Source organism: Hymenobacter sp. UV11, from assembly GCF_004684095.1.
Lineage (GTDB): Bacteria > Bacteroidota > Bacteroidia > Cytophagales > Hymenobacteraceae > Hymenobacter.
On the sequence record NZ_SRII01000007.1, the window covers coordinates 414,796 to 438,536 of the forward strand.

The window sequence follows — 23,741 nt, forward strand, 5'->3', positions numbered from 1 at the left end:
GCGGCGGCGAAATCAACTTTTAACCTTTCATTTATTCGCTTTCCGTGCGTCTTATTTTAGCTTCCGGCTCGCCCCGCCGCCGTCAATTGCTGACGGAGCTGGGCCTTGCCTACGAAATCCGCCTGCGGGAGGTAGACGAAAGTTTTCCGCCCCACCTGCGCCGGGCCGAAGTAGCCGAATACCTGGCCCGCCACAAGGCCGAAGCCTACCGCCCCGACCTGGCCCCCGATGAGCTGCTGCTCACCGCCGACACCATCGTGTGCCTCGACGAGCAGGTGCTCAACAAGCCCGCCGATGCGGCCGAGGCCCGCTTCATGCTGGGCCGCCTGCAGGGCCGCACCCACCAGGTGTATACCGGCGTGTGCCTGCTGCCCGGCGATGGCCGCCCGCCGGTCGTGTTTTCGGATGAAACCACGGTCTACTTTCAGCCCCTGACCGCCGCCGAGATTGCGCACTACGTGGCCCAGTATAAGCCCTTCGACAAAGCCGGTGCCTACGGGGCGCAGGATTGGCTGGGCCTGGTGGGTATTGCGCGCCTGGAAGGTTCTTATTTCAACGTGATGGGCCTGCCTACCCACCTGGTGTGGCCGGCCGTGCAGGGTTTTTTAGCTTAAAAAATATGCGGGCACCAGTAGTCAGGCCCCGGCCCACCAAGCCGGCCGCACTTCCCGGCGGGTGGTTTGCGGCGCTGGCGGGGCTGCTGCTTATCGCCGCCTGCGCCGCGTATGCGCTGGCGGTGCTGAGTACCGTAAGCTGGCCCGAGCTGGCTGCCCTGCGCGCCGGCAGCGACTGGCACGCGCGGGCCTATACCGAGCGGTGGGTGCCCCAGCCCTATACCCAGGCCGGCTTTCAGGCGCTGCGGGCGCTGCTAGGGGGGGTAGCCGGCGGGGCCGTGCTGCTGGCCGCGGCGCTGGGGGTTGCGCCGCCGGGCCGCCAACACCTGCGGGCCCTGGGCCGGGAAACGACCGGCTTGCTCCACCGCCTGGGAGCCAGCTGGCAGGGGTTGGCGCCGGGGCAGCGCCGGTTGGCCTGGGGGGCGCTGGCCGCCCTGACGGCATTGCGCGTAGGCGGTAGCCTGGTGGCGCAGGCCTACGACGACGCAACTTCTTACGAGTTGTTTGTGCGGGCCCGCCTGCTGGTCGTCACGGCTTTTTACCCCGTGCCCAACAACCACGTGCTGGCCAACACCCTGGCCTGGGCTTTCTATCAGATGCATCCCGTCTTTTGGTGGAGTATGCGCCTGCCGGTGCTGCTGGCCAGCACGGCAGCCACGGCCGGCTGGTTCCTGGTGCTGCTGCGTCGCGGTGGCTTTGGGGTGGCCCTGCTGTCGGTGGTCTGCTTTGGGCTAACGGTGGACGGCCTCTACTACGCGCTCATTGGGCGGGGCTACTGGCTGCTGATTGGCCTGTGCGCGGTGGGCTTCGGCGCCGTGCTGGTGCTGCAGCGAGCCCTGCTGGCGGGCATGGGCCGGGGCCAGCGCGTGGCCTGGGTGGTGCTGGTTGCCAGTGGGGCCGCCGGCTTATTTGCGGTGCCTACCCACGGCTACTTTCTGGCGTCGGCCTATGCCTGGCTGGGCGTGCTAGCTCTGGGGCAGCGTGCGTGGCGCTGGCTGGCTGGGCTGGCCACTGCGGCCGCTCTGACGCTAGTCGGCACAGCGCTGCTTTATACTCCCTTGCTGTGGTTTTCGGGGCCGCAGTCGCTGTTTCACAATCAATTCGTGGAGTCGCTGACCAGTGCCGAATTTTGGGTCGATGCGGTAGCGACGGTGCGGCAGCCCCACCACGCAGTAGGGGTAGGGCTGGGTGGGCTGGTGCTGGCCGCGTTTGGCTGGTTGGCCTATCGGGCATGGACGGGCCGCCTACCCGCCCGCCAGCAACTGGCGGTGCGGCAGCTGGGCGGGGTGAGCGTCTGGCTGGCGCTGTTTCCCTACCTGCTGGTTGTCGGGCAGCGCACGGCTCCCCCCGAGCGGGCCCTGCTCTACAAAGAGCAGTTTTTATTCGTGCTCGGCGCGTTGGTGCTGCGGTATCTCTGGCAGCGGTCAGCAGCGCTCCCCACACGGCGACGCTGGCACTGGGGTGTGCTAGTGGGACTCGGGCTGTTTGTAGGCAGCCAGCTGGCCCTGACGGGGCACCGCGAAATAAGCTGGCGCCGCACCATCGGGTGGCCCCTGGGGGCCCCAGGGGCGGCCTGGCTCGCGGCCCACCCAATGGGGCCGGTGCTGGCCCCGCGCCCCGTAAACCAGCTGTTGCTACGGTTTTACCTGCACACAACGCGGCCCAACCAGTCCTGGCAGATTGACACCTACCCCCATTCCGGGGTGCAGTACCGCTACTACGTAGGCCGCACGGGCGAGCCCGTGACCGACGACACCTCCCTACCGGTCAGCTCCCCGCTTTTTCGGAACGACCTGCTAAGTATCTACGAGTTCCGCTAAAGCTTGCTTCCCAAAAGCCGTCGCCCTACCCCCGCGCCAGCAGCCCAATGCCTGCCACTACCAGCGCCAGCCCGCCCAGTTGCGTCAGCGAGAGGCTTTCGCGCAGCACCACTAAGCCCAGCAGCGCCGCCAGCAGCACCGAGCCGCCCACAATGACGGGTGTGCCCACCGAGGCCGGCACCCCGCGCTTGAACACCACAAAGGTCAGAATCTCGGCCAGCCCCACGCTCAGGCCCGCCAGCGCCGCCAGCGCCAGCCCGCGGCCCGACACGGCCAGCGGCTGCCCCAGCAGCTTGAGGCGCAGCAGCCACGCCGCGCCCAGCCCGGCGGCTACCAGCTGCAGCACCACCGCGCCCACGGCGGGGGGTAGGGAATCGGCGGCGAGCTTGATAAAGAAATTGTAGCTCGCCAGGCACAGGGCGGTGAGCAGGGCAAGCGGGAGCCAGTTCAGCATAATAGCAGGGGGTAGGGATAGGGCCACAAAGATGCGGCCGGCTACCTTTGTTCCATGCGCGTTGGGTATGTCCCCCGGCCTACGGTAGCTCTTGAAAAAGAGAAACCCCGGCTGCGCTAACAGTCGGGGTTTCAGAAGCGGGGGTTTGTTGGAACCCTTCACTTCATCACCAATGAAACGGGACAACGCGAAGAAACTACTCGATGCCATCGGTACGGCGGCATTGGTGGGGTTTGCCGGTGGACTAGCAAAGGCTTTGGCCGCGCTGGTACTCACCTACATCCTCCGGTAGTTGGGTAAGGGGCTGGGCCGTGCGCCCGGCCCCTTATTTTCTTCGTAACTGATGCAAATATAACGGGTTGAGACGGTAGTTGGTTTTGGGGTTATTTCAACCGCTCTATTAAATCCTTCTGAACATCCTGCCAATCACTAGGCTCGCCACTTTCAGCAAATAGCTCTTGTAATTCAGATTCTTTTAATATCTGTTTTACAGCTTTACGGGCTAGTTTTTGGAGTGATACACTACTATGTAGGGGGGCAATAGCGGCGCGTAGTGTACTAGGGAAATCAACCGACGGTTTAGCAAGTATTGCCGCTACAATCTCGGCAGCGGCCAATGCTGCCCCGGCTTCATCGACCTCAATGTATTCTTCCTCCTCGCTCAGACTCATAACGGTGGTCAGCGGTTCTTCTAAGCTCTCTAAAGAGGGATTGTCGATAAAATCAGCCACAAAATCCATCGCTGAATCATTTTCAAAATTTCGGTTTCCCCAAGTTCCCATAGATATTGGAAAGTATAAATAAAAAATAAATTACCGCAGTTTCTCCTTCAAAATTTCTAACTCCACGGCCGGGGCAATGCGCTCATACAGAATATTATAAGCTGCCGTGGTAATGGGCATATTCACCTTGAGCTTGCGGTTCAATTCGTGGATGCTCTTAACGGCGTAGTAGCCCTCGGCCACCATGTTCATCTCGAGCTGAGCTGACTTTACGGAGTAGCCGCGGCCCACCATGCTGCCAAAGGTGCGGTTGCGCGAAAACTGTGAGTAGGCCGTCACCAGCAAGTCACCGAGGTAGGCCGAGGCCGAGAGGTCGCGCGGCTGGGGCGAGATGGCCTGCAAAAAGCGCCGGATTTCCTGCACCGCGTTGCTCACCAGCACGGCCAGAAAGTTGTCGCCGTAGCCCAGGCCATGCGCAATGCCGCCGGTGAGGGCGATGATGTTTTTCATCACGGCGCAGTACTCGATACCGTCGAGGTCGGCCGCGGGGTGGGCGCTCACGTAGCGGTTGCGCAGCAGCTGGCAAAAGGCCACGCCCAGGCCGCTCACGTCGGGCGCGCCGATGGTGAGGTAGCTCTGCTTTTCGAGGGCCACTTCCTCGGCGTGGCAGGGCCCGGCAATCACGCCGAGCTGGGCGGCGGGCAGCCGGAAGCGCTCCTGCACGTAGTCCGTGACCAGGATATTCTTACCCGGAATCATGCCCTTAATGGCCGAGATAACCCCTTTTTTGTGGCGCAGCGCGTCGCGGCCCAGCTTGTCGAGCACGGGCTGCACGAAGGCCGCTGGCACGGCTAGTACCAGCCAGTCGGCCTCCAGCACGGCATCAGTGAGGTCGGTGGTGGGGAAGACCAGGTTGCGGTCGAACTGCACGGCCGAGAGGTAGCGCGGGTTGTGGCCGGTGCGCAGCAGGTGCTGCACGTCGTCTTTCGAGCGCAGCCACCAGTCCACGCGGGCGCCGTTTTCGGAGAGGATTTTGGTAAGCGCGGTGGCCCAGGAGCCGCCGCCAAGCATGGCAATTTTTTCCATAGGGGAGGGCCGGGGAAAGACGGCCCATCAAACAGGTCAGGAGGGAATTCAGGGCGCAAACTAGCGCCAGGAGCCGCATCTTTGCCGGATGGGCCGCTAGTACCGGTCCTTAATTGAGCTGATACTTGCTACTTGGCACATGATAATTGAAAAAACTGCCGCCTTTATTGAAGAAAAATTCAAAGAAGAAGGCTCGGGCCACGACTGGCCCCACATCCGGCGGGTGTGGCTGGTGGCGCGGGCGCTGGCCGCCCAAACCCCCGGCACCGACCTGGAAGTAGCCGAGCTGGCCGCCCTGCTGCACGACATTGCCGACTGGAAGTTTCACGGCGGCGACTACGAGGCTGGCCCCCGCGCCGCCCGCGCTTGGCTCTTGAGCCAGCAGGTGCCCGAGGCCACGGTGGCCCGCGTCGAGCAGGTTATTCGCGAAGTCAGCTTCAAGGGCCTGGGCGTGGAAACGCCCGTGAGCAGCCCCGAGGCGGCCGTGGTGCAGGACGCCGACCGGCTCGATGCCATCGGGGCCATTGGGGTAGGTAGGGCCTTTGCCTACGGCGGCCACAAGGGCCGGCCGATGCACGACCCGGCCACGCCGCCCGTGTCGCACGCCGATTTTGAACAGTATAAGCAGAGCACCGCGCCCACGCTCAACCACTTCTACGAGAAGCTCTTGCACCTCAAGGACCGTCTGCACACGCCCGCCGCCCGCGCCCTGGCCGAAGAGCGCCACCAGTTTATGGAGCAATTCGTGGCCCAGTTTCTGCGCGAGTGGGACAGCCTGGACGTGCAGTAGGGGGGTAGGGCGGGGTTCCGCCTGCTGCCCCAGGCAATTGCTCATGACAGGGTGGGGTAGGGCCCGCCCGTTACCTTTATCTTATGAACAGGAGTGTATTTTCAACGGCTGGCCGGAGCCGGATTTACGGGTTGCTGGTGCTGCTGGCAGGCCTCACGCTGGCCGGCTGCCGCACCTGCCCCATCGACTCGTGCCACGCGCGCAAAGCCCACTACCACGAAGGCGTGAAGTACCGCGCCCGGCCCATCTGGAAGATGCAGTACCCGGCCGTGGGCGAGAAGTACCGCAACCAGCACGACGGTGACAGCAAGCGCAAGCAGAGCGACCACAGCAAGACGCTGAAATAAGCTGGCCTCGGCCGCAAAATTCGATATTTCGCTTTTTAATGGGGGTAGGTCGGCGGCAAGGTCGCCCGTCGGGGGTAGGGCGAGTGGGCGTGCAGAGTGCCGTAGAAGCTAGGAAAACCGGCTTTTTGAGCGTAACTTGCGCACACATATAAGCAGCGGTGGCGGCTGGCGAATACTTCCGTATGGGGGCTCGCCGCCGGGCCGCGCTTTTCCTCGAACAATAGCTAACAGCTAGTAGCTGAGAGCTAACAGCTAACCCCTAGAATGGCCGAAGGCGAAAAAATAATCCCGATTAACATCGAAGACGAGATGCGCGGGGCCTACATCGACTACTCGATGTCGGTAATCATCTCGCGGGCGCTGCCCGACGTGCGCGACGGCCTCAAGCCCGTGCACCGGCGCGTGCTCTATGGCATGAGCGAGCTGGGCGTTTCGTACACTAAAGGGCACAAGAAATCGGCCCGTATCGTGGGTGAGGTGCTGGGTAAGTACCACCCGCACGGCGACAGCTCGGTGTACGACACCATGGTGCGCATGGCCCAGGACTGGAGCCTGCGCTACCCCCTCGTGGATGGCCAGGGTAACTTCGGCTCCGTGGACGGCGACTCGCCGGCCGCCATGCGTTATACCGAGGCCCGCCTCAAGCGCATCGCTGATGAATTATTAGGTGACCTGGACAAGGACACGGTAGACTTCCAGCCCAACTTCGACGACTCGCTCGAAGAGCCCAGCGTGCTGCCCGCCAAGTTCCCGAACCTGCTGGTAAACGGCACCAGCGGCATTGCCGTGGGCATGGCCACCAACATGGCGCCCCACAACATGACGGAGGTCGTGAACGGCATTATCGCCTACCTAGCTAACCCGGACATTACCATCCCGGAGCTGATGGAGCACATCACGGCGCCCGACTTCCCCACGGGCGGCATCATCTACGGCTACGAGGGCGTGAAGCAGGCCTTCGAAACCGGCCGCGGCCGCATCGTGATGCGGGCCAAGACGCACTTCGAAATCCTGCCCAACGGCAAGGAGCAGATTATCGTGACCGAGATTCCCTACCAGGTGAATAAGGCCTCGATGATTGAGAAGACGGCCGCGCTCATCAACGACAAGAAAATCGAGGGCATTGCCGCTCTGCGCGACGAAAGCGACCGCGATGGCATGCGCGTGGTGTACGAGCTCAAGCGCGACGCCCTGAATACGGTGGTGCTCAACAACTTGTTCAAGTACACGCAGTTGCAAAGCTCGTTCGGCGTCAACAACGTGGCTCTGGTGAAAGGCCGCCCGATGACGCTGAACCTGCGCGACCTCATCGTGTACTTCGTGGAGCACCGCGAGGAAGTTATCGTGCGCCGCACGCGCTTCGAGCTGGCGGAGGCGAAAAAGCGGGCCCACATTCTGGAAGGCTTGCTCATCGCCCTCGACCACTTGGACGAGGTGATTAAGCTCATCCGCGAGTCGCGCGACCCTGAGGTAGCCCGCATGGGTCTTATCGAGCGTTTTGCCCTGAGTGAGGTGCAGGCCCGTGCCATCCTCGACATGCGTTTGCAGCGCCTCACCGGCTTGGAGCGCGACAAGCTCGTAGCCGAGTTTGAGGAGCTGATGCGCCTCGTGGACCGCCTGAGCGCCATCCTGGCTTCGCCCGAGGAGCAGCGTGCCCTCATTAAGACTGAGCTATTGGAGATGCGCGAGCGCTACGGCGATGCCCGCCGCACGAGCATCAACCAGGTGGGTGGCGACTTCTCGATGGAGGACATGATTGCCGACGAGGCCATGGTCATCACCGTGAGCCGCGAGGGCTACATCAAGCGCACCAGCCTCGATGAGTACCGTACCCAGGGCAGGGGGGGGGTAGGCGCCCGCGGCGCCGGCTCCAAGCAGGACGACTTCACGGAGCACCTGTTCGTGGCCACCACCCACGAGTACCTGCTCATCTTCACCGAGCAGGGCCGCATGTTCTGGCTGCGGGTTTATGAAGTACCCGAAACCGCCAAAACCAGCAAGGGCACGCCGCTGCAAAACCTCATCGACAAGCCCAAGGAAGATTCGGTGCGCTCGGTGCTCAACGTGCGTAACCTGCGCTCGCCCGACTACCTGGAAAATACCTTCCTCATGTTCTGCACCGCGCAGGGCACGGTGAAAAAGACGCCGCTGGAGGCCTATTCGCGCCCCCGCGCCGCCGGTATCAACGCCATTACCATCAACGAGGGCGACCGCCTGCTCGACGTGCAGTTGCTCTCCGGCAATTCACAAGTCCTGCTGGCTTCGCGTTCGGGCCGGGCTGTTCGCTTTCCCGCCGACAATGCGCGGCCCATGGGCCGTATGGCGGCCGGGGTACGCGGCATTCGTCTGAACGAGGAAGATGCCAGTGATAAGGTCGTGGGCATGGTGTGCATCGCCGATGTCAGCCAGGAATTGCTGGTGGTGAGTGAAAACGGCTACGGCAAGCGTTCGGCGCTGGAGGAGTACCGCGTTACCAAGCGCGGCGGTAAGGGCGTGCGCGCCATGAACCTGACCGAGAAAACCGGTAAGCTAGTAAGCATCCAGGCGGTGAACGATGCCGACGATTTGATGATTATCAACCGTTCGGGCCTCACCATTCGCCTGAGTATGAGTGAGCTGCGTACTATCGGTCGCGCTACTCAGGGCGTACGCCTGTTTAAGGTGGCGGCCAATGACGAGATTTCGTCGGTGGCCAAAGTAGCCGCTGCGGAGGTCGATGAGGTAGAGCTGGACCCGCTCGCTACCGAGGGGGTAGGCTTTATCGTTACCGATGCCGAGCCAGAGGACGAGTTGGCCTTGCTCGATGCGGAGGACGACGACCTCGACCAGTCGGAAGAGGACGCTGCCGACGACCAGGAATAGGCAATTACTAGTAGGAGAGGGGGTAGTCCGTTGGTCGGGCTATCCCCTTTTTTAGGTCGACTCCGTGGGCCCTACCCCCCTGCGCCAGCCCAACCAGCCCCCGCATCCCATCGTAAAGATGAAAATGGGCGTGCTGCCTTTCTCGTTCACTCTCCTAACTATTTGCCGGGCGGGCGTAGCTTTGTCCCGTCAACATTTTTCTTCTTTCCCTCCCATTTCACCATGAGCAACTCCTTTCTGAAGCTAGCCGTTGCCGCTGCTCTCACGGCTACCGTTGGCCTGGCCACGCCGGCCCTGGCCCAGAATTCGGCGGTTACCAACGCCATTCTCAGCCAAAAAGCTGGCCAAATGGACAAGGCCCTGACCAGCATCAACGAGGCCATCGCCAACGACAAAACCAAGGACAAAGCCAAAACCTGGTTTACGCGCGGCGAAATCTACAACCAGCTGCTGGACCCCAATACCCAGGCGCTGTTTGCCAAATACACCAAAGACATGCAGCCCGGTGAGCCCCTGCAGAAAGCCACCGAGTCTTACAACAAGGCGTTACAGCTCGATGGCCCAGCCGGTGAGTTCGGCAAGCAGGTGCCCGCACGCCTCCAGAACCTGTACGGAATGGCTTTTAACGAAGGCGTTAAAAACTACAACGACAAGAACTACGACAAGGCCATTGCCAGCTACAAGTTGGCTTCGCAGTTGAATCCGACCGACACAACGGCCGTCCTGTACGGGGCCTACGCCATGGAAGCCAAGCAGGATTTCGCGGGTGCCAAAAGCAGCTACAACCAGCTGCTGGGCATGGATGTGTACAAGACCAAGCCCGCGCCGGTATCGGTCTACACGCGTTTGCTGCAAATCGCGCGGCAGGAAAACAACCCAGCCGAGGCACAGAAAGTCCTGAAGGAAGCCCTGGTGGCGTATCCTAATAACAAGACCTTCCTCATCGAAGACCTCAACGCCTCTATGACCGGCGGCAACAGCGAGGCGGCGTTGGAGAAAATCAACAAAACCATCGCGGCTGACCCCACCAACGCCAACCTATATGCCGTTCGAGGCTCGCTCTACGACACGCAGAAGAAAAACGACCTCGCGCAGGCCGACTATAAGAAGGCAATTGAGCTGGACCCGAACAACTTTGATGCGCAGTTCAACATGGGCATCTACAACTTCAACCAGGCCGCCAACCTTTACACGAAGGCCAGCAAGCTGGACCTGAAAACGTATCAGACGAAAGGCAAGCCGCTGGAGGTTCAGGGCAAGAAGTATTTTGAATCATCCGTACCGTATTTCGAGAAGGCACTGGAAATCCAGCCCAATGATGCCGGTAGCCTCAGCGCGCTGCAAAAAGTATACTTCCGCTTGGGCCGCAATGCCGACTCCAAGCGCATGGAAGACCGGCTGCAAGCGCTGAAGAAGTAGTCGTTTCAAGAAAACGCAGCCAATAAAAAGCTACCCCGCCTTACGTGGCTGGGGTGGCTTTTTTAGTTTGTGGGGGAGGGTAGGCAACGTATTTAAGAGAGGTGGAAGGATGATTTCAAAACTCTGTTTAACATAATATAAATTATAAGACAAATAAGTCAGCTTAATCCTAAGCACCTAAGCAAGCTATTCGTAGGCACTTTGCCATTGTATGCGCCTGATTTGACCCCGCTAGTTTAACTTGATTAATTAGGTTTAGGAAGGCGACTAAGGGAACAGTCACTCGGTATGTATTGGTAATCGAAAAAGCAGGAGTGCTCACCAAACTTGTATCGCTTATTAGATGGCAGCTAAAAACTGCCTGGAGTGCTGTAGCCAAGAAACTGTTTTACTCAGCAGTGCTTATCTCATTTTTGCCTCCCAGTATCTTTTTTGACTTTACTTGGCTGTGACTAACATTAGGCTGCTGTTGCAATAAATAGTGTCAAGAAAATTTGCTGTTATTAGTTAAAATGCACGTAAATTTTTTGTCAGGGTGAGCAGCGCGCAGCAAGTGCCCTAGACACCCAGGCAGTCGTTTGTCTGCCGTTTAGTTGCGCTCTTAATAACAAAGGATTTACCTAAGGTCTATTTGGGGGAGACTTATACGCTGGTCACTTAAAGCTTCAACAGTAACTCAGTAGTAGTCTGAAATGTGTTTTAAGTAAGGTCTGACTCTCCCCTACTAAGCGGCTATTAATGGATTGGTATAAAATTTAAGTCACCAAGCATAGCAATGAGGCTTATACAATAATACTATAAAGTATAAAAAAGTACAAAATAAACATTTTAATTTGTACTTTTTTATACTTTATTGTTTATATTTATACTTGCCTTACCTTTGTACTTAGACTTAATTACCATCTCCTTATGCCTAAGTTGATTGATTACCCCCGAACCAGCTACAGTGGTGCCTGGGAAGTAGCCGAAGTAGTAGATGATACTGGGGGAAAGTGCGCATTGGAAACCTGCGCCCGGAAGCTAAACCGCAAGGTAAGCGGCTCTTTTAAAGCCATTGTAGGCTCTGCCGTGAAGTTTGGGCTACTCACCAGCAAGCGGGAAGTGCTGACCACCACTACGCTGTTTCGCCGCATTAAGCATGCTTACGACAAGCAGGAGGAACTGCTGTTTCACCGGGAAGCTTTTCTGACTCCACCCCTGTTTACGCAGCTCTGCCGCAAGTTTCGCTCCCGTGAGCTACCAGTTGCCATGCTCGACGTCTTACTAATACGCGAGTTCGACGTAGAGGAGATAAACGCGCAGGGCGTCTCCAAAGCCTTCGTAGACGGGGCCCGCATGGTAAACCTGCTCGACGAAAACAACGTGATAGCTGATATCGACCAGTTGGCGGCCCAACAAGCCCCCCGACGCGAGCTAGCCAACCCCATCCCGTCACCTAATGTATTCCGGCAAATGCCCCCCGCCAGAGCCACCACCAATACCCCAGTTACGGACAGCGACGAAGAAGAAGAACTGACAGAAGAAGAGGAATCACCAGTTTCTACAGACGCTGCTGAAACCCCCTCGCGGCCGGAAAGGCCCATCCCGAGGCCCCGGCCGGCCCCGGCGACTACGACCGATGCCATCGCCAATCTCTTTGGCTTCACTGGCACCGACGCGCGCGCCCTTCCTTCTACGCCGACTGCCCCACCAAACTCCCCCTACCAAGCACCTCCTACTCCCGGGTCCACGCCACCCGCTACAACTAGTCCTACGCCAACACAGGCTGCCACCACGCAGCGGGCACCATTACCCATTGTCTCTATCACTCCCCCGGCCAACCAGATTCTTTTTCGTGTAGAGCTGACCGGCCCTGGTATTAATACACAACTCGATGTGACAGAAATAGAAGACCTGAGCCTCATTCGCGCGTTACTGGATAAAATAGAACGGCAGCTTAGAAAATAACTTACTGAGCAGCAGCAGGCTCACTCTCTATCTATTAATTATGTTAAATAGAATAGCGTTTAGCCAAGTATTCGCCTAAACGCTAAGCGGCCCGGCCAAACTGAATTGGCCAGACCGCTTAGCGTTTTTTACTACGTTGGATAATGTAGCGGCAAGTGGCTGCTACTCGGGCAACGGCCGGCGCTGCCCGGCCCCGATAGTTTGGTGGCGCTGGCGTAGCACGGCCAACATCTCGTCGAGCGAGGAACCACTGACCCGTAGCAAGACCAGCAAGTGGTAGACTAAATCGGCCGCCTCACCGGCCAGGCCAACGCGGTTGCCCGCCATCGCATCGATAACGGTTTCGACGGCCTCCTCCCCTACTTTTTGCGCAATCCGGACCAAGCCCTTTTCAAACAGGCGAACGGTATAAGAGCCCGGCTCTTCCTGCGGAAACTGGTGCCGACGCTCGATAAGACGGTCTAGCTCGGCCAGGAAACCAACCGGGGGGGTAGGCAACGCGGCAGCACTGGTGGCCCCTACCTCCTCCCCACTGATGGGTAAGGCCTCGAAGCAGCTGGTGGTGCCCCGGTGGCAGGTGGGGCCATCGGGGCGAGCCAGCACTAATACCGTGTCCTGGTCGCAGTCGAGGTGCAGGCTTACTACCTGCAGGAAGTTGCCACTGGTTTCGCCCTTGGTCCAGAGGCGCTGCTTGGAGCGCGAAAAAAACGTGACCCGGCCCTCGGCCTGGGTACGCTGCCAGGCTTCGGCATTAAAGTAGCCCAGCATGAGCACCTGGCCCGTGGCCGCATCCTGCACAATGGCGGGAATAAGCTGGTCGGGCATTTTGTGAAAATCTAACTCCGTATTCATTTGGAAAGGCAAAGCGGCGGGCAAAAGCCGCCGGTAAGAGAATAAACGATGAGCCAGCCGGCTTTGGCGGGCTCAGGCAGTGGGCATGAGCTTGGGTTGCAGCAAGTCCCAAAGGTTGCCGTAGAGGTCGGCAAAGACGGCCACCGTGGCGTAAACTTCCTCACGGGGCGTTTCCTGAAACTGCACGCCCTGCGCCAGCAGCCGGTGGTAGTCGCGCCAGAAATCGTCGGTTGTCAGAAATAAGAATACCCGGCCGCCGGTCTGGTTGCCCACGTAGCGCAGCTGCTCGGGGCCGTCGGCCTGGGCCAGCAGCAGAGCACTCCCCCCCCCGGCGCCTGGCGGGGCCACCAATACCCAACGCTTACCGTCGGCCAGGGGCGTATCGGCCACCAGCCGGAAGCCCAGCTGCTGGGTATAAAAGTGAAGGGCCTCGTCGTAGTCGCGCACGACCAGAGCCACGTGGGCTACCTGCTGCTGCATAAATTAAAGAGTAAAGTGCGGTGGAAAAATTCCCCTACCCCACCGGGCGCATGGCCACGCCCTCGGTCAGGAGGTAATTTTTGAGGCCGGCCACCGAGAGGTCACCAAAGTGAAAAACGCTGGCCGCCAGCGCGGCCTCGGCCCCGCCGGGCAGCAGCACATCGCGGAAGTGCGCGGCCACCCCGGCCCCGCCCGAGGCGATAACCGGGATGCCTACCCCCGCCGCCACACCCCGCGTGAGGCCCAGGGCGTAGCCGTCGCGGGTGCCGTCGTGGCTCATACTGGTGAGCAGAATTTCGCCCGCGCCGCGCTCGGCGGCCTCGCGGCACCAGGCCAGGGCCTCACGGCCGGCGGGGTGGCGGCCGCCGTGGGTGAACACCTCCCAGGCTTCGTCGGCCGCCGTGGCGGGCGCTTCGGTGGTCTGGCGGGCATCTACGGCCACCACGATGGCCTGCGAGCCAAAGCGCCGGGCCAGCTCGTCGATGAGGCCGGGCTCGCGCAGCACCGAGGAGTTGAGGCTGACCTTGTCGGCCCCACTCAGCAGCAGGGCCTCCACATCGGCCACCGCCCCGATGCCCCCGCCCACGGTGAAGGGAATATTGACCTCGCGGGCCACGTTGCGCACCAGCTCGATGAGGGTGCGGCGCTTCTCCACGGTGGCCGTGATATCGAGCAGCACCAGCTCGTCGATGCCCTCCTGAGCGTAGCGCGCGGCCAGGGCCACGGGGTCGCCGGCGTCGCGCAGATTTACGAAGTTGGTGCCCTTCACGGTGCGGCCGTTCTGCACGTCGAGGCAGGCAATGAGGCGTTTGGTAAGCATACGAATAAGGTGCGAAATGGAGAGGTAAAGCGGGACCACTGCGCAGCAGCTAAGCCACAGCCACCAGGGTAGTATAAACTTCTTCTAGCGGCTCCAGGCTGGTTAGCTCGGCCACGTGGGGTAGTGGCCGGGCGGCCCCGGTACGGTTCAGCCACACGGGCCGGATGCCCACGGCCAACGCCCCGAGCACATCGGCCTGCCAGTTGTCGCCCACCATCACGGTTTGGGCCGGGCTGGCCCCCAGGCGCCGCAGGGCCACTTCGTAGATGGCGGGGTCCGGCTTGAGCACCCCTACCCCCTCCGAGGTTATCAGTGCATCAACAAGCCCCCGCATCCCCAGGTGGCGCAGCTTTTCTTCCTGCTCGGCCGTGCGGTTATTGGTCACGATGCCAATCTGGTAAGTGGGCTTCAGGCGTTGCAGCAGCGCCAACGCCCCCGCCACGGGCTGCCGCAACTGCTGGTAGTGGGTGTAGTGCTGCTCGGCTACCTGCGTAGCGGCCGCCCCCGCGGTAGCCGGCTCATAGGGCGCCAGCAACTGCTGGAAGCGCAGCTGCCGCGCCTCCAGATACGATATACGCCCGGTCATGACCTGCGGGTGCAGCTCTTCCAACAGTTCGCTATAGCGCTGGTAGAGGTCTTCTACCGGCACCTGCTGCAAGGTGGGCCTATTAGCCGCCGTGGCGGCCAGGGCCGCCCGCGCCGTAGCCATGTGGTCGAAAAGCGTGTCGTCGAGGTCGAAGAGAACGGTCGTAACCGGAGTAGCTGGGAACATAGCGGGGTATAACAACGAAACGGCTGGTTAGCTTAAGCGAGCCACCTGGCAGGCGTGGTCGAGTCTGGCTAGAATCCGGGCACCCACGTAGTGCCGGAATCGCGGGGCGCCTCGCTTCCGGATGCGGTAGTACACATCCCAATAGCTGGCCACCCGCCCCCGGGTCTGCTGCCAGTATAAGGGGTTCTCGGCAATGAGCTGTACGTAGCTGGCCAGCAGCATGGGCGTCAGGCACTGCTCCAGCACCTGCAGAATTTCCTGCACGTACTCCCCAAGCAAGCTAAACGTGAAAGGTGTCGTGAAGGCCTCTGGTGCACCATCGCTGAGGGTAAACAAGGCTTCCAGGTGCCGCTGCCGCACATAGCCGTCGTGGTGGCGTAGATACAGACAATGTACCAACTGCCGCTGCCGGTTACTCAGCTCTTGGAGGTTCCCAGCAAGCGGCTCCCGAACATACAGCCGGTAAGGCAGTGCTAAGGGCACCCCCTGCCAGATAATCAAGCGGGCATCCGCCGACAGCTGTGTGCCACCGGCTGCCAGTTGACCCGACAGGTCCAACAGCAGATTCAGCGCGGCCTGGACGTCGCTGGCCACCACCCCAGGAAAGAGCGTGGCCAACTGCCGCCGCTCCTGGCTGGGCAGCCACTTAGCCAGCAAAGCGTTCCAGGTCCAGCTCATCCACTTGCTATTTATTGTACCAACGCCAGCTCGGCACGCAGTTCCGCCTCCGTAATCGTGCCTTCGTAAATAGCCTTGCCAATGATGGCGCCCGCCATCCCCAGTTCGCGCATCGCCACTACGTCGGCCACAGTAGTGACGCCGCCGCTGGCCACGAACTGCGCCGCCGGAAACTGCCGCCGCAAGGCGGCGTACGTGTCGGTAGCGGGGCCTTGCAGCTGGCCATCGCGGCTCACGTCGGTGCAGATGAAAGTTGTGGCTCCGGCCGCCAGATAAGCCCCAATAAAATCGGGCAGGCGCTGAGTGCTCTGCTCAGTCCAGGCGCTTACGGCGATAAAGTCGTCCTTGAAATCGGCCCCGATGATGATGCGCTCCGCCCCGAACCGGGCCAACCACTCCCCCACCAGCTCGGGCTCGCGGGCCGCAATGCTACCGGCCGTGAGCTGCGCCGCCCCGGCCGCAAACGCCGCCTCGGCTGAGGCCGTAGTCTGAATGCCCCCACCGAAGTCGATGTGCAGCTTCGTGTGGCGGACAATGCGCTCCAGCACCGGCAGCTGGCGGGGCTCGCGGGCGCGGGCCCCGTCGAGGTCTACCAGGTGCAGGTGGGTAGCCCCGAGCTGCTCGAAGTACTGGGCCTGGGCCAGCGGGTCGGCGGCGTAGGTGGTCTGGCGGGCAAAGTCGCCGCCCGTCAGGCGCACGCACGAACCATTAATGAGGTCGATGGCGGGAATTATCTTCATTTGGGTAATATATAAGTTACGACTCGTAGGCCAATCTTACACCATTTGTTAAAAAAACTAGGTAAGGTCGGCGACCAGGAAGTTCTTCAGAATCTGCTCGCCTGCGGGCCCGCTTTTCTCCACGTGAAACTGCACGCCGTAGAAGTTGCGGTAGCGTACGCCGGCGCTGAACGGCGCCCCGGCCGGGTAGCTGGCCTGGGCAATGGTATAGTCGCCTACCGGTGCGTAGAAGCTGTGCACGAAGTACACGTAGTCGGCCGCCGTAGGCACGGCGGCCGGTGGCCCCGCCCCGCCACCACCCAGGTTTTCAAACAGCGGCGTTTGCAGGTCGTGGAGGTTATTCCAACCCATATGGGGTACTTTGTGGGCGGCATCGGGCGGCGTAAAGCGCACCACGTCGAAGGGCAACATGCCCAGCAGCTCGGTGCCCCCGGCGGGGCCCTCCTCGCTGTGGCGACCCAGCAACTGCATACCCAGGCAAATACCCAGGAAAGGCTGCGTGAGGGTGGGCAGGACCTTATCGAGGCCGGCGGCGCGCAGCGCCCGCATGGCCGAGCTGGCCTCGCCCTCGCCCGGAAACAGCACCCGGTCGGCCCGGCGAATAACCTCGGGGTCCGAGGTGAGCGTAGCGTTCATGCCCAGGCGCTCCAAGGCAAACAGCACGGACTGCACGTTGCCGCCCTGGTAATCGATAACAGCGATGTTCATGATAAAACATTTGGTTAATAAAGAACTTTCACGATATTTACCCAAATGATAAAGTATGGTTTATAGAATTCCCTTCGTGCTCGGAATCACGTGTTGCCCGGTCGGGTCACGCACCAACGCCATCTTGATGGACTTAGCCACGGCCTTGAAGATTGCCTCGATTTTGTGGTGCTCATTATCGCCCTCGCACTTGATGTTGAGGTTGCAGCGGGCCGCGTCGGAGAAGCTTTTAAAGAAATGGTAAAACAGCTCGGTGGGTACGTCACCCACCCGCTCGCGCCTAAAGTCGGCGGCCCACACCAGCCAGGGCCGACCCGAAAAGTCGATGGCCGCCTGGGCCAGCGCGTCGTCCATGGGCAGCAAAAAGCCGTAGCGGTTCACCCCGCGCTTGTCGCCGATGGCCTCGTCGTAGGCCGCGCCAATGGCAATGGCCGTGTCTTCCACGGTGTGGTGCTCATCAATGTGCAGGTCGCCGTGGGTGCGCACGTAGAGGTCGCAGCCGCTGTGCTTACCCAATTGGTCAAGCATGTGGTCGTAGAAACCCAGGCCGGTTTTGCAGTCGGTGTGGCCGGTGCCATCGAGGTTGAGAATAACTTCGATGCGCGTTTCATTGGTGTTGCGCATAATGTGCGCCTTGCGCGGCGGGCGGCGCAGGTGCTCATATACGGCGGCCCAGTCGGTGGTGCTGAGCGCGGCACGCTCGTCGGCCTCGGCGTGCAGCAGGATAGCGCGGCAGCCCAGGTTCTCGGCCAGCTGCACATCGGTCAGCCGGTCGCCGATGACGTAGGAGTGCGCCAGGTCGTAGCCGTTGGCCGGGTCGAGGTAGCGGGTGAGCAGGGCGGTGCCGGGCTTGCGCGTCGGGGCCGGGTCGTGGGCAAAGCTGCGGTCAATCAGAATCTCGCTGAACTCGATCCCCTCCCCTTTCAATACATCCAGCATTTTTTGCTGGTAGGGCCAGAAGGTGTCCTCGGGATAGCTCTCGGTGCCGAGGCCGTCCTGGTTGGTCACCAAGACCAGCTCGTACTCGCCGTCGCGGGCCAGCTGGGCCAGGGCCGTGATGGCACCGGGCACGAAGTCAAATTTATGCCAGGCATCAATCTGGTAGTCGGTCGGCGGCTCAATGAGGATGGTGCCGTCGCGGTCGATAAATAAAACTTTCATCGCAGATTAAACAGATTAAACGGATTTCGCAGATACGCTGCTGCGCAGCTGACTAGGCACTGGTGCCCGGATACGGAATTTATAAGCCTCTCCCAGGGGAAGCTCCGGATTGGTAGTTGGCCAGCGGCGGGTGGCTTCGACGGGCGGCTGGGTGAGCGGGTTAAATTTGGGCTAGCGAATTACGCGGCTGCGAATTCTGCCAGCGCCGCCAGCAGCTTTTCATTTTCCTCCGGCGAGCCCACCGTGAGGCGGAGCGTACCGGCGCAGCCGGGCTGGGTAGTACGGTTGCGCACCACGATGCCGCGGCTCAGCAGGTACTCATACACGGCGGTGGCGTCGGGGTGAAAACGGACCAGCAGGAAGTTGGCATCGGAGGGGAACACCTCGGCCACGAGGGGCAGCGCGGGCAGGCGCTCGGCCAGCCAGGCGCGGCCGGTGAGCAGTTGTTGACGCAAGCTCTCGAAGTGCGGAGCCGCCGCCAGGGCCGCCAGCGCATGCTGCTGGGTGGCCTCCGATATATTATAAGGAGGTTTGATTTTGTTGAGGTAGCCGATGATGGCCGGCGAGGCGAAGGCCATGCCCAGGCGCAGGCCGGCCAGGCCCCAGGCCTTGGAGAAGGTCTGGAGCACTACCAAATTAGGAAACTCGGCCAGGCGGGTGGTCCAGCTGGGGGCGGCGGCGAAGTCGGCGTAGGCCTCGTCTACCACCACCAGGCCGGGGAAGCCGCGCAGAATTTCCTCGATGGCCGCGGCGTGGAGCAGGTTGCCGGTAGGGTTGTTGGGCGAGCACAGGAACACCAGCTTGGCCGAGGAGACCAGCACGCCGGCCACGAGCTCGGGCGAAAGCTGGAAATCGGCCGTGAGCGGCAGGCGCTCGATACGCACGTCGTTGAGGTTGGCAGCCACCTCGTACATGCCGTAGGTGGGGGGTAGCAGCAAAATGCTGTCCTGGCCGCCGGGCATGCAGGTGAGGCGCACCAACAGGTCGATGGCCTCGTCGGAGCCGTTGCCCAAGAAAATCTGGTCGGCCCCTACCCCCTTCAACTGCGCCAACTCAGCCTTCACGGCACGCTGCTGCGGGTCGGGGTAGCGGTTGAACTGGGTCGGGCCGGCGCTACCGAGGCTGTTCTCGTTGGCGTCGAGCATCACCTGCGCCTCGCCCGTAAACTCGTCGCGGGCCGACGAGTACGGCTTCATGGCCCGGATATTGGGGCGAATAAGGGATTCTAAGTTAAAGGACATACTAGTTAAAATCGTTAGTCATGCAGACCGCAGGGAAGCATTTCGCTCGCTTCGTTGAGCGATTGAGGTTACTATCCCACGCGAGATGCTTCCCTGCGGTCTGCATGACGTTCTAGTTGGTAGTAGTTAAATGCTCTCGGCGCAGGGCCACGGCGTGGGCGTGGGCGTGTAGCCCCTCGGCCCGGGCCATGGGTTCTACTACCGGGGCCAGGGCGAGCAGGCCGGCGGGGGCGAGCTGCTGGAAGGTGATTTTCTTGTAGAACGAATCCAGCGACACCCCACTGTAGGCGCGGGCGTAGCCACCCGTGGGCAGGGTGTGGTTGGTACCGGAGGCATAGTCGCCCACCGCCTCGGGCGTGAGGTGGCCCATGAACACGGAGCCCGCATTGTAGATAGCGGCGGCCAGCGCCTCGGGGGCGGCCACGGCCAAGATGAGGTGCTCCGGGGCGTACTGGTTGCAGAACTCCAGCATGGCGGCCATACCGGGCAGCAGCAGGCCGCGGCTTTCGGTGAGGGCCTGGCGGGCAATTTCGGCGCGGGGCAATAGCGGCAGCTGGCGCTCCAGCTCCGTTACTACGCCGTTTAATAAGGCTTCCGAATCAGTGAGCAGCACCACCTGCGAGTCGGGGCCGTGCTCGGCTTGCGAAAGCAGGTCGGCAGCCACAAAGGCGGGGTTGGCGCTGGCATCGGCGATAACCAATACTTCGCTGGGGCCGGCGGGCATATCAATCGCTACCCCACGCTGGGCGGCCAGCTGCTTGGCGGCGGTCACGTAGCGGTTGCCGGGGCCGAAAATCTTATCCACGGCCGGCACCGAGGCGGTGCCCACGGTGAGCGCGGCCACGGCCTGCGCCCCGCCGGCTTTGATGATGGTAGTCAACCCCAACTCCTGGGCGGCGAAGAGAATAGCCGGCGCAATGCGGCCATCGCCCCGGCCGGGCGGCGTGCACAGCACAATTTCGCGGCAGCCCGCCAGCTTGGCCGGAATGCCCAGCATTAATAAGGTAGAAAAGAGCGGCGCCGAGCCGCCCGGCACGTAGAGGCCCACCCGCGGCACGGCTACGCTGCGGCGCCAGCAATGCACGCCGGGCATAGTTTCGACCTCCGCTTCCACGGCCGGTGGCTGCTGGGCAGCGTGGAAAGTGGTGATATTCTTAATGGCTTGGCGGATGGCAGCTTGCAGCTCGGCGTGTACCTGGGCGGCTCCTTCAGCGAGCTCCTCGGCGCTCACGCGCAGGTTGGCTAGCGCGGGCACGCCGTCGAGCTGGGCGGCGTAGTCGCGCAGGGCCTCGTCGCCGCGGCGGGCTACGTCGTCAAAAATCTCCCCGGCGCGGGCCAGAATGGCAGCGTTGCTGCCCGCCAGCGGGCGCTGCTGAAGCACCGGCCACTGGGCACGGGCGGGGTTGTGAAAAATCTGCATGTTTCTTTAGCTGTTAGCTTATAGCTACTAGCTGTTAGCTTTTCTCTGAGCAAAGATTACCTACTGCTAGTTGCTTTCCCCAGGAACAAGAAAAAGCTAACAGCTAGTAGCTATTAAGCTAACAGCTCAAAAAATTACCCTACCCGCTTCTCAATGGGCAGCACCAAAATGCCTTCGGCGCCAATGGCCTGCAGCTCGCCGGCAATGTGCCAGAACTTGTCTTCCTCTACCACCGACTGCACCGATACCCAGCCTTCTTCGGCCAGCGGCGTAACAGTGGGCGACTTGATGCCGGGCAGCAAGGCCTTCACCGCGTCGAGAGCGGCCACGGGGGCGTTGAGCACGATGTACTTCGAGCGCTGGGCGCGGCGCACGGCCTGCATGCGGAAGCGCAGCTGGTTGAGCAGCTCCTGCTTTTCAGGGCTCAGGTTGGGGGCGGCGATAAGCACGGCCTCCGAGCGGAAGATGGTTTCGACTTCGCGCAGGCCGTTGCCGAGCAAGGTCGAGCCACTGCTCACGATGTCGCAGATAGCCTCGGCCAGGCCAATGCTGGGCGCAATCTCCACCGAGCCCGAGATGGTGTGCAGGTTGGCCCGCACGCCCTCGCCGGCCAGGTAGTCGCCGAGTATAGTGGGGTACGAGGTGGCAATACTCTTGCCCTGCAGGTCGGCCACCGAGTTGTAGTCGGCCCCGCGGGGCACGGCTAGGCTCAGACGGCACTTGCTGAAGCCCAGGGCTTCGACTTCGAGGGCGGCGCAGCCGGCTTCCACCAACACGTTCTGGCCCACAATGCCCAGGTCGGCCACGCCGTCCTGCACGTAGCCAGGAATATCGTCGTCGCGCAGGTAGAGGATTTCGAGCGGGAAGTTGCTGGCCTCGACCTTCAGCTTATAGGATGACGAGACGAAGCTGATGCCGCACTCGCGGATGAGCTTGAGGGAGTCCTCCGAAAGGCGGCCGGACTTTTGAATGGCAATACGCAGCATGAGAATAAAAAGGCGAGCCACCCGCAACGGGGCAGCTAGCGTAACTAAAAGGCACTCCGGCGGCAGATGGGCCAGCGGCACCCTGGTAAAACCCAAACGAGGAGAAGGTGTTTCCCGGCCCGAAGGCGGGGCGGTGGCGGAGACGCGAGCGGCTGGTGAATAGCTACAGGGTAGCAACCAGCCCGGTTGCCCGGTCCCCTACAGATGGTGATGGTGGTGCTGCGGAGCGGCACCAGCCGGCTGCGGAGCCCGCCAGGCAGCGGCCAGGTCCCCAGCAGGGGCCGGGAGCGCGGAGCTATAGGCAGACGTGAGGCAGCAAACGGGGGTCATCGTGGGGCAAAGGTAGGCAGCGAGGCTTAATTACTGCTTAAGGAGTGCCAAGGTTTTATTTTTCCAGCTGGCGGGCTTGTGTAACCTTCTGCCGGGTAGCGGTATCACGGGCTACAATGCCGCTGGCAGCTGCTCGTGGCATCGTACCCTTGGCGTCGTGAGTTGATGTGGAAGAAGGACTTCATGCTTTATTATCAGCAGCTTCCCACTCCAGACTCCCTACGCATTTTTAGATGACTCATTAGTCGCCGCCTACCCCCTGCTGCGCGCTGAGAGCCCGGGCAGAACCAGGCCAGCCTCTTTGCCTCTGCAGAAAAGCCTGGATGGCCTCGGCCGCCAGCTGGGGGTAGAAATAGTGGGCGAAGTGGTCGCCGGGCAGTTCTACATAGTCCTCATCGGGCAGGCGAATGACGTTGTCGCGGCGGGCGTGGAGGCGCAAATCGGGCGGTACGGTGAGCGGCGGCACCTGCGCAAACAGCACGTATAGCTGCTGCTGCACGTAGCGCCACTGGTAGCGAACCATGCCATCGACGAGCGCCGCGTGCAGTGCCCGCGACTCGTCGTGCCGGTACCGGCGCTTGAAGCGCTTCAGCAGGAAGGCGCTCTGCATCAGCCCCGACTGGGTTACCAGGCCCAGCAGCCGCGGGCTGCGGATGCGCGATACAATCTTGGCCTGGTCGGTAAATGCGCTGAGCAGAATGGTGATGGCCCCGGTCAGCTCCTTGAGGTGGGCCGCAATCCACCCACCCATCGAGTGGCCGATGAGCACGTCGGCGGGCCCCACGTGGTAGCGCCCGGCCAAGTGCCGAGCCAGCGTCTGCACGTTGACTTTTCCACGGGGCTGCCAGTGGGCAAACTCCTCTTCCAGGTCCAGGGAGATGACCTCGGCGAAGGGGGGTAGCAACGGCAGCAGCGGGTCAAAAATGGTGCGGTCTTCGGTGTAGCCGTGGAGCAGCAGCAGGCGGGTCATACAAAAAAGGCGGACGGGCCGAGGCCGGCGATGGGCGGCACGGGGTAGGCGAACGGGCCGGGCCTACCTACGTATGGCGTAAGGTAGCAGCTACTCTGCTTTAGCCAGCAGCAGGTCGGGCAAAAACTAACCCGCTGGGCTTTACGTTATCGGAGTTATATTTGCCGTATCAAAAAAGGGTGCCAGCCTCCCAGCCGACACCCTTCTCAACTACCGGAGGAAATGAGCGATGAGGTAAAAGCCAATAGCTTTCGCCGCACCTTTCAAGACTTCCAACAAAACCGGCTTGCACCACTTTTGGAGTAGTTTGTTCGCGTTTTCCCTATCCATGTTTCCAGATGAAGTAGAGGTTGTACCATAACCCCACACTTCAGAAACCCCGGCTGTTCCTACGCAGCTGGGGTTTCGTCTTTTCAGGAAACCCGTTTTGGTCGTGGGGCATAACCCAACGCGCTTGGCGTAAAGGTATGGGCTGGCAGTAGAGAACGCATTTTTTTAGCATCATTTACTAAAATTTTTAGT

22 protein-coding genes are annotated in these 23,741 nt (G+C 61.2%); 7 read left to right on the forward strand and 15 right to left on the reverse strand.

All coding sequences use genetic code 11. The features are described 5' to 3' along the window. The first annotated feature begins 44 nt into the window (after positions 1–44). The gene (locus E4631_RS15725) at positions 45–614 is read left to right on the forward strand and encodes a Maf family nucleotide pyrophosphatase (RefSeq protein ID WP_240734961.1); all 570 of its coding nucleotides are present in this window, start codon (positions 45–47) and stop codon (positions 612–614) included. Between the two features lie 5 nt (positions 615–619). Further along, positions 620–2,434 (forward strand): hypothetical protein, encoded by a 1,815-nt coding sequence (locus E4631_RS15730; protein WP_133656348.1) that lies wholly within the window; start codon positions 620–622, stop codon positions 2,432–2,434. Between the two features lie 25 nt (positions 2,435–2,459). On the opposite strand, the gene E4631_RS15735 is transcribed toward E4631_RS15730, so the two are convergent. The 3 genes from E4631_RS15735 to E4631_RS15745 form a co-directional block, all read right to left on the reverse strand. Continuing rightward, on the reverse strand, positions 2,460–2,888 hold the full coding sequence (locus E4631_RS15735) for an EamA family transporter (RefSeq protein ID WP_133656347.1): 429 nt from the start codon (positions 2,886–2,888) through the stop codon (positions 2,460–2,462). A gap of 383 nt (positions 2,889–3,271) precedes the next feature. After that, the gene (locus E4631_RS15740) at positions 3,272–3,670 is read right to left on the reverse strand and encodes a DUF4259 domain-containing protein (protein ID WP_133656346.1); all 399 of its coding nucleotides are present in this window, start codon (positions 3,668–3,670) and stop codon (positions 3,272–3,274) included. Positions 3,671–3,700: 30 nt separating this feature from the next. Beyond that, positions 3,701–4,696 (reverse strand): NAD(P)H-dependent glycerol-3-phosphate dehydrogenase, encoded by a 996-nt coding sequence (locus tag E4631_RS15745; protein WP_133656345.1) that lies wholly within the window; start codon positions 4,694–4,696, stop codon positions 3,701–3,703. Between the two features lie 139 nt (positions 4,697–4,835). On the opposite strand from E4631_RS15745, the gene E4631_RS15750 reads away from it, so the two are divergent. The 5 genes from E4631_RS15750 (at position 4,836) to E4631_RS15770 (ending at position 12,061) form a co-directional block, all read left to right on the forward strand. Further along, positions 4,836–5,486 (forward strand): HD domain-containing protein, encoded by a 651-nt coding sequence (locus E4631_RS15750; protein WP_133656344.1) that lies wholly within the window; start codon positions 4,836–4,838, stop codon positions 5,484–5,486. 83 nt (positions 5,487–5,569) lie between these two features. After that, positions 5,570–5,833, forward strand: coding sequence for a hypothetical protein (locus E4631_RS15755; protein WP_133656343.1), 264 nt, complete (start codon positions 5,570–5,572; stop codon positions 5,831–5,833). Between the two features lie 264 nt (positions 5,834–6,097). Then, positions 6,098–8,695 (forward strand): DNA gyrase subunit A, encoded by a 2,598-nt coding sequence (gene gyrA / locus E4631_RS15760; protein ID WP_133656342.1) that lies wholly within the window; start codon positions 6,098–6,100, stop codon positions 8,693–8,695. A gap of 222 nt (positions 8,696–8,917) precedes the next feature. Then, complete coding sequence (locus E4631_RS15765) at positions 8,918–10,114, forward strand: lipopolysaccharide assembly protein LapB (protein ID WP_133656341.1); 1,197 nt, start codon at positions 8,918–8,920, stop codon at positions 10,112–10,114. A 909-nt stretch (positions 10,115–11,023) separates the two neighbouring features. Beyond that, positions 11,024–12,061 (forward strand): hypothetical protein, encoded by a 1,038-nt coding sequence (locus E4631_RS15770; RefSeq protein WP_133656340.1) that lies wholly within the window; start codon positions 11,024–11,026, stop codon positions 12,059–12,061. Between the two features lie 162 nt (positions 12,062–12,223). Here the strand turns inward: E4631_RS15770 and hisIE are convergent, their stop codons facing one another. The 12 genes from hisIE to E4631_RS15830 form a co-directional block, all read right to left on the reverse strand. Next, positions 12,224–12,913: a bifunctional phosphoribosyl-AMP cyclohydrolase/phosphoribosyl-ATP diphosphatase HisIE gene (hisIE, locus tag E4631_RS15775; RefSeq protein WP_133656339.1), complete on the reverse strand. Its 690-nt coding sequence runs from the start codon at positions 12,911–12,913 to the stop codon at positions 12,224–12,226. 72 nt (positions 12,914–12,985) lie between these two features. Continuing rightward, positions 12,986–13,393: a VOC family protein gene (locus E4631_RS15780; protein WP_133656338.1), complete on the reverse strand. Its 408-nt coding sequence runs from the start codon at positions 13,391–13,393 to the stop codon at positions 12,986–12,988. A gap of 34 nt (positions 13,394–13,427) precedes the next feature. Further along, positions 13,428–14,213, reverse strand: coding sequence for an imidazole glycerol phosphate synthase subunit HisF (gene hisF, locus E4631_RS15785; RefSeq protein ID WP_133656337.1), 786 nt, complete (start codon positions 14,211–14,213; stop codon positions 13,428–13,430). 49 nt (positions 14,214–14,262) lie between these two features. Beyond that, positions 14,263–14,985 carry an HAD family hydrolase gene (locus tag E4631_RS15790; protein ID WP_133656336.1) on the reverse strand — a complete coding sequence of 241 codons (723 nt, stop codon included), beginning with the start codon at positions 14,983–14,985 and terminating at the stop codon, positions 14,263–14,265. Positions 14,986–15,012: 27 nt separating this feature from the next. Further along, positions 15,013–15,663 (reverse strand): hypothetical protein, encoded by a 651-nt coding sequence (locus E4631_RS15795; protein ID WP_133656335.1) that lies wholly within the window; start codon positions 15,661–15,663, stop codon positions 15,013–15,015. Positions 15,664–15,674: 11 nt separating this feature from the next. Beyond that, positions 15,675–16,403, reverse strand: coding sequence for a HisA/HisF-related TIM barrel protein (locus tag E4631_RS15800; protein ID WP_133656334.1), 729 nt, complete (start codon positions 16,401–16,403; stop codon positions 15,675–15,677). A 57-nt stretch (positions 16,404–16,460) separates the two neighbouring features. After that, positions 16,461–17,111, reverse strand: a complete 651-nt coding sequence (gene hisH / locus E4631_RS15805; protein WP_133656333.1) for an imidazole glycerol phosphate synthase subunit HisH — start codon at positions 17,109–17,111, stop codon at positions 16,461–16,463. 60 nt (positions 17,112–17,171) lie between these two features. After that, on the reverse strand, positions 17,172–18,272 hold the full coding sequence (gene hisB, locus E4631_RS15810) for a bifunctional histidinol-phosphatase/imidazoleglycerol-phosphate dehydratase HisB (RefSeq protein WP_133656332.1): 1,101 nt from the start codon (positions 18,270–18,272) through the stop codon (positions 17,172–17,174). Between the two features lie 179 nt (positions 18,273–18,451). Then, entirely contained in the window at positions 18,452–19,513 is a 1,062-nt protein-coding gene (gene hisC, locus E4631_RS15815) for a histidinol-phosphate transaminase (protein ID WP_133656331.1), read from the reverse strand. Positions 19,514–19,625: 112 nt separating this feature from the next. Next, complete coding sequence (gene hisD, locus E4631_RS15820; RefSeq protein ID WP_133656330.1) at positions 19,626–20,933, reverse strand: histidinol dehydrogenase; 1,308 nt, start codon at positions 20,931–20,933, stop codon at positions 19,626–19,628. 134 nt (positions 20,934–21,067) lie between these two features. Next, positions 21,068–21,919, reverse strand: a complete 852-nt coding sequence (gene hisG, locus E4631_RS15825) for an ATP phosphoribosyltransferase (RefSeq protein WP_133656329.1) — start codon at positions 21,917–21,919, stop codon at positions 21,068–21,070. Between the two features lie 571 nt (positions 21,920–22,490). Continuing rightward, positions 22,491–23,219 (reverse strand): alpha/beta fold hydrolase, encoded by a 729-nt coding sequence (locus E4631_RS15830; RefSeq protein WP_133656328.1) that lies wholly within the window; start codon positions 23,217–23,219, stop codon positions 22,491–22,493. Between the last annotated feature and the right edge of the window lie 522 nt (positions 23,220–23,741).

Bases quoted from the DNA above. Each gene is read 5' to 3' on its own strand.
- E4631_RS15730 (WP_133656348.1), top strand. From the start codon at position 620: ATGCGGGCACCAGTAGTCAGGCCCCGGCCCACCAAGCCGGCCGCACTT.
- E4631_RS15735 (WP_133656347.1), bottom strand. From the start codon at position 2,888: ATGCTGAACTGGCTCCCGCTTGCCCTGCTCACCGCCCTGTGCCTGGCG.
- E4631_RS15740 (WP_133656346.1), bottom strand. From the start codon at position 3,670: ATGGGAACTTGGGGAAACCGAAATTTTGAAAATGATTCAGCGATGGAT.
- E4631_RS15745 (WP_133656345.1), bottom strand. From the start codon at position 4,696: ATGGAAAAAATTGCCATGCTTGGCGGCGGCTCCTGGGCCACCGCGCTT.
- E4631_RS15750 (WP_133656344.1), top strand. From the start codon at position 4,836: ATGATAATTGAAAAAACTGCCGCCTTTATTGAAGAAAAATTCAAAGAA.
- E4631_RS15755 (WP_133656343.1), top strand. From the start codon at position 5,570: ATGAACAGGAGTGTATTTTCAACGGCTGGCCGGAGCCGGATTTACGGG.
- gyrA (WP_133656342.1), top strand. From the start codon at position 6,098: ATGGCCGAAGGCGAAAAAATAATCCCGATTAACATCGAAGACGAGATG.
- E4631_RS15765 (WP_133656341.1), top strand. From the start codon at position 8,918: ATGAGCAACTCCTTTCTGAAGCTAGCCGTTGCCGCTGCTCTCACGGCT.
- E4631_RS15770 (WP_133656340.1), top strand. From the start codon at position 11,024: ATGCCTAAGTTGATTGATTACCCCCGAACCAGCTACAGTGGTGCCTGG.
- hisIE (WP_133656339.1), bottom strand. From the start codon at position 12,913: ATGAATACGGAGTTAGATTTTCACAAAATGCCCGACCAGCTTATTCCC.
- E4631_RS15780 (WP_133656338.1), bottom strand. From the start codon at position 13,393: ATGCAGCAGCAGGTAGCCCACGTGGCTCTGGTCGTGCGCGACTACGAC.
- hisF (WP_133656337.1), bottom strand. From the start codon at position 14,213: ATGCTTACCAAACGCCTCATTGCCTGCCTCGACGTGCAGAACGGCCGC.
- E4631_RS15790 (WP_133656336.1), bottom strand. From the start codon at position 14,985: ATGTTCCCAGCTACTCCGGTTACGACCGTTCTCTTCGACCTCGACGAC.
- E4631_RS15795 (WP_133656335.1), bottom strand. From the start codon at position 15,663: ATGAGCTGGACCTGGAACGCTTTGCTGGCTAAGTGGCTGCCCAGCCAG.
- E4631_RS15800 (WP_133656334.1), bottom strand. From the start codon at position 16,403: ATGAAGATAATTCCCGCCATCGACCTCATTAATGGTTCGTGCGTGCGC.
- hisH (WP_133656333.1), bottom strand. From the start codon at position 17,111: ATGAACATCGCTGTTATCGATTACCAGGGCGGCAACGTGCAGTCCGTG.
- hisB (WP_133656332.1), bottom strand. From the start codon at position 18,272: ATGAAAGTTTTATTTATCGACCGCGACGGCACCATCCTCATTGAGCCG.
- hisC (WP_133656331.1), bottom strand. From the start codon at position 19,513: ATGTCCTTTAACTTAGAATCCCTTATTCGCCCCAATATCCGGGCCATG.
- hisD (WP_133656330.1), bottom strand. From the start codon at position 20,933: ATGCAGATTTTTCACAACCCCGCCCGTGCCCAGTGGCCGGTGCTTCAG.
- hisG (WP_133656329.1), bottom strand. From the start codon at position 21,919: ATGCTGCGTATTGCCATTCAAAAGTCCGGCCGCCTTTCGGAGGACTCC.
- E4631_RS15830 (WP_133656328.1), bottom strand. From the start codon at position 23,219: ATGACCCGCCTGCTGCTGCTCCACGGCTACACCGAAGACCGCACCATT.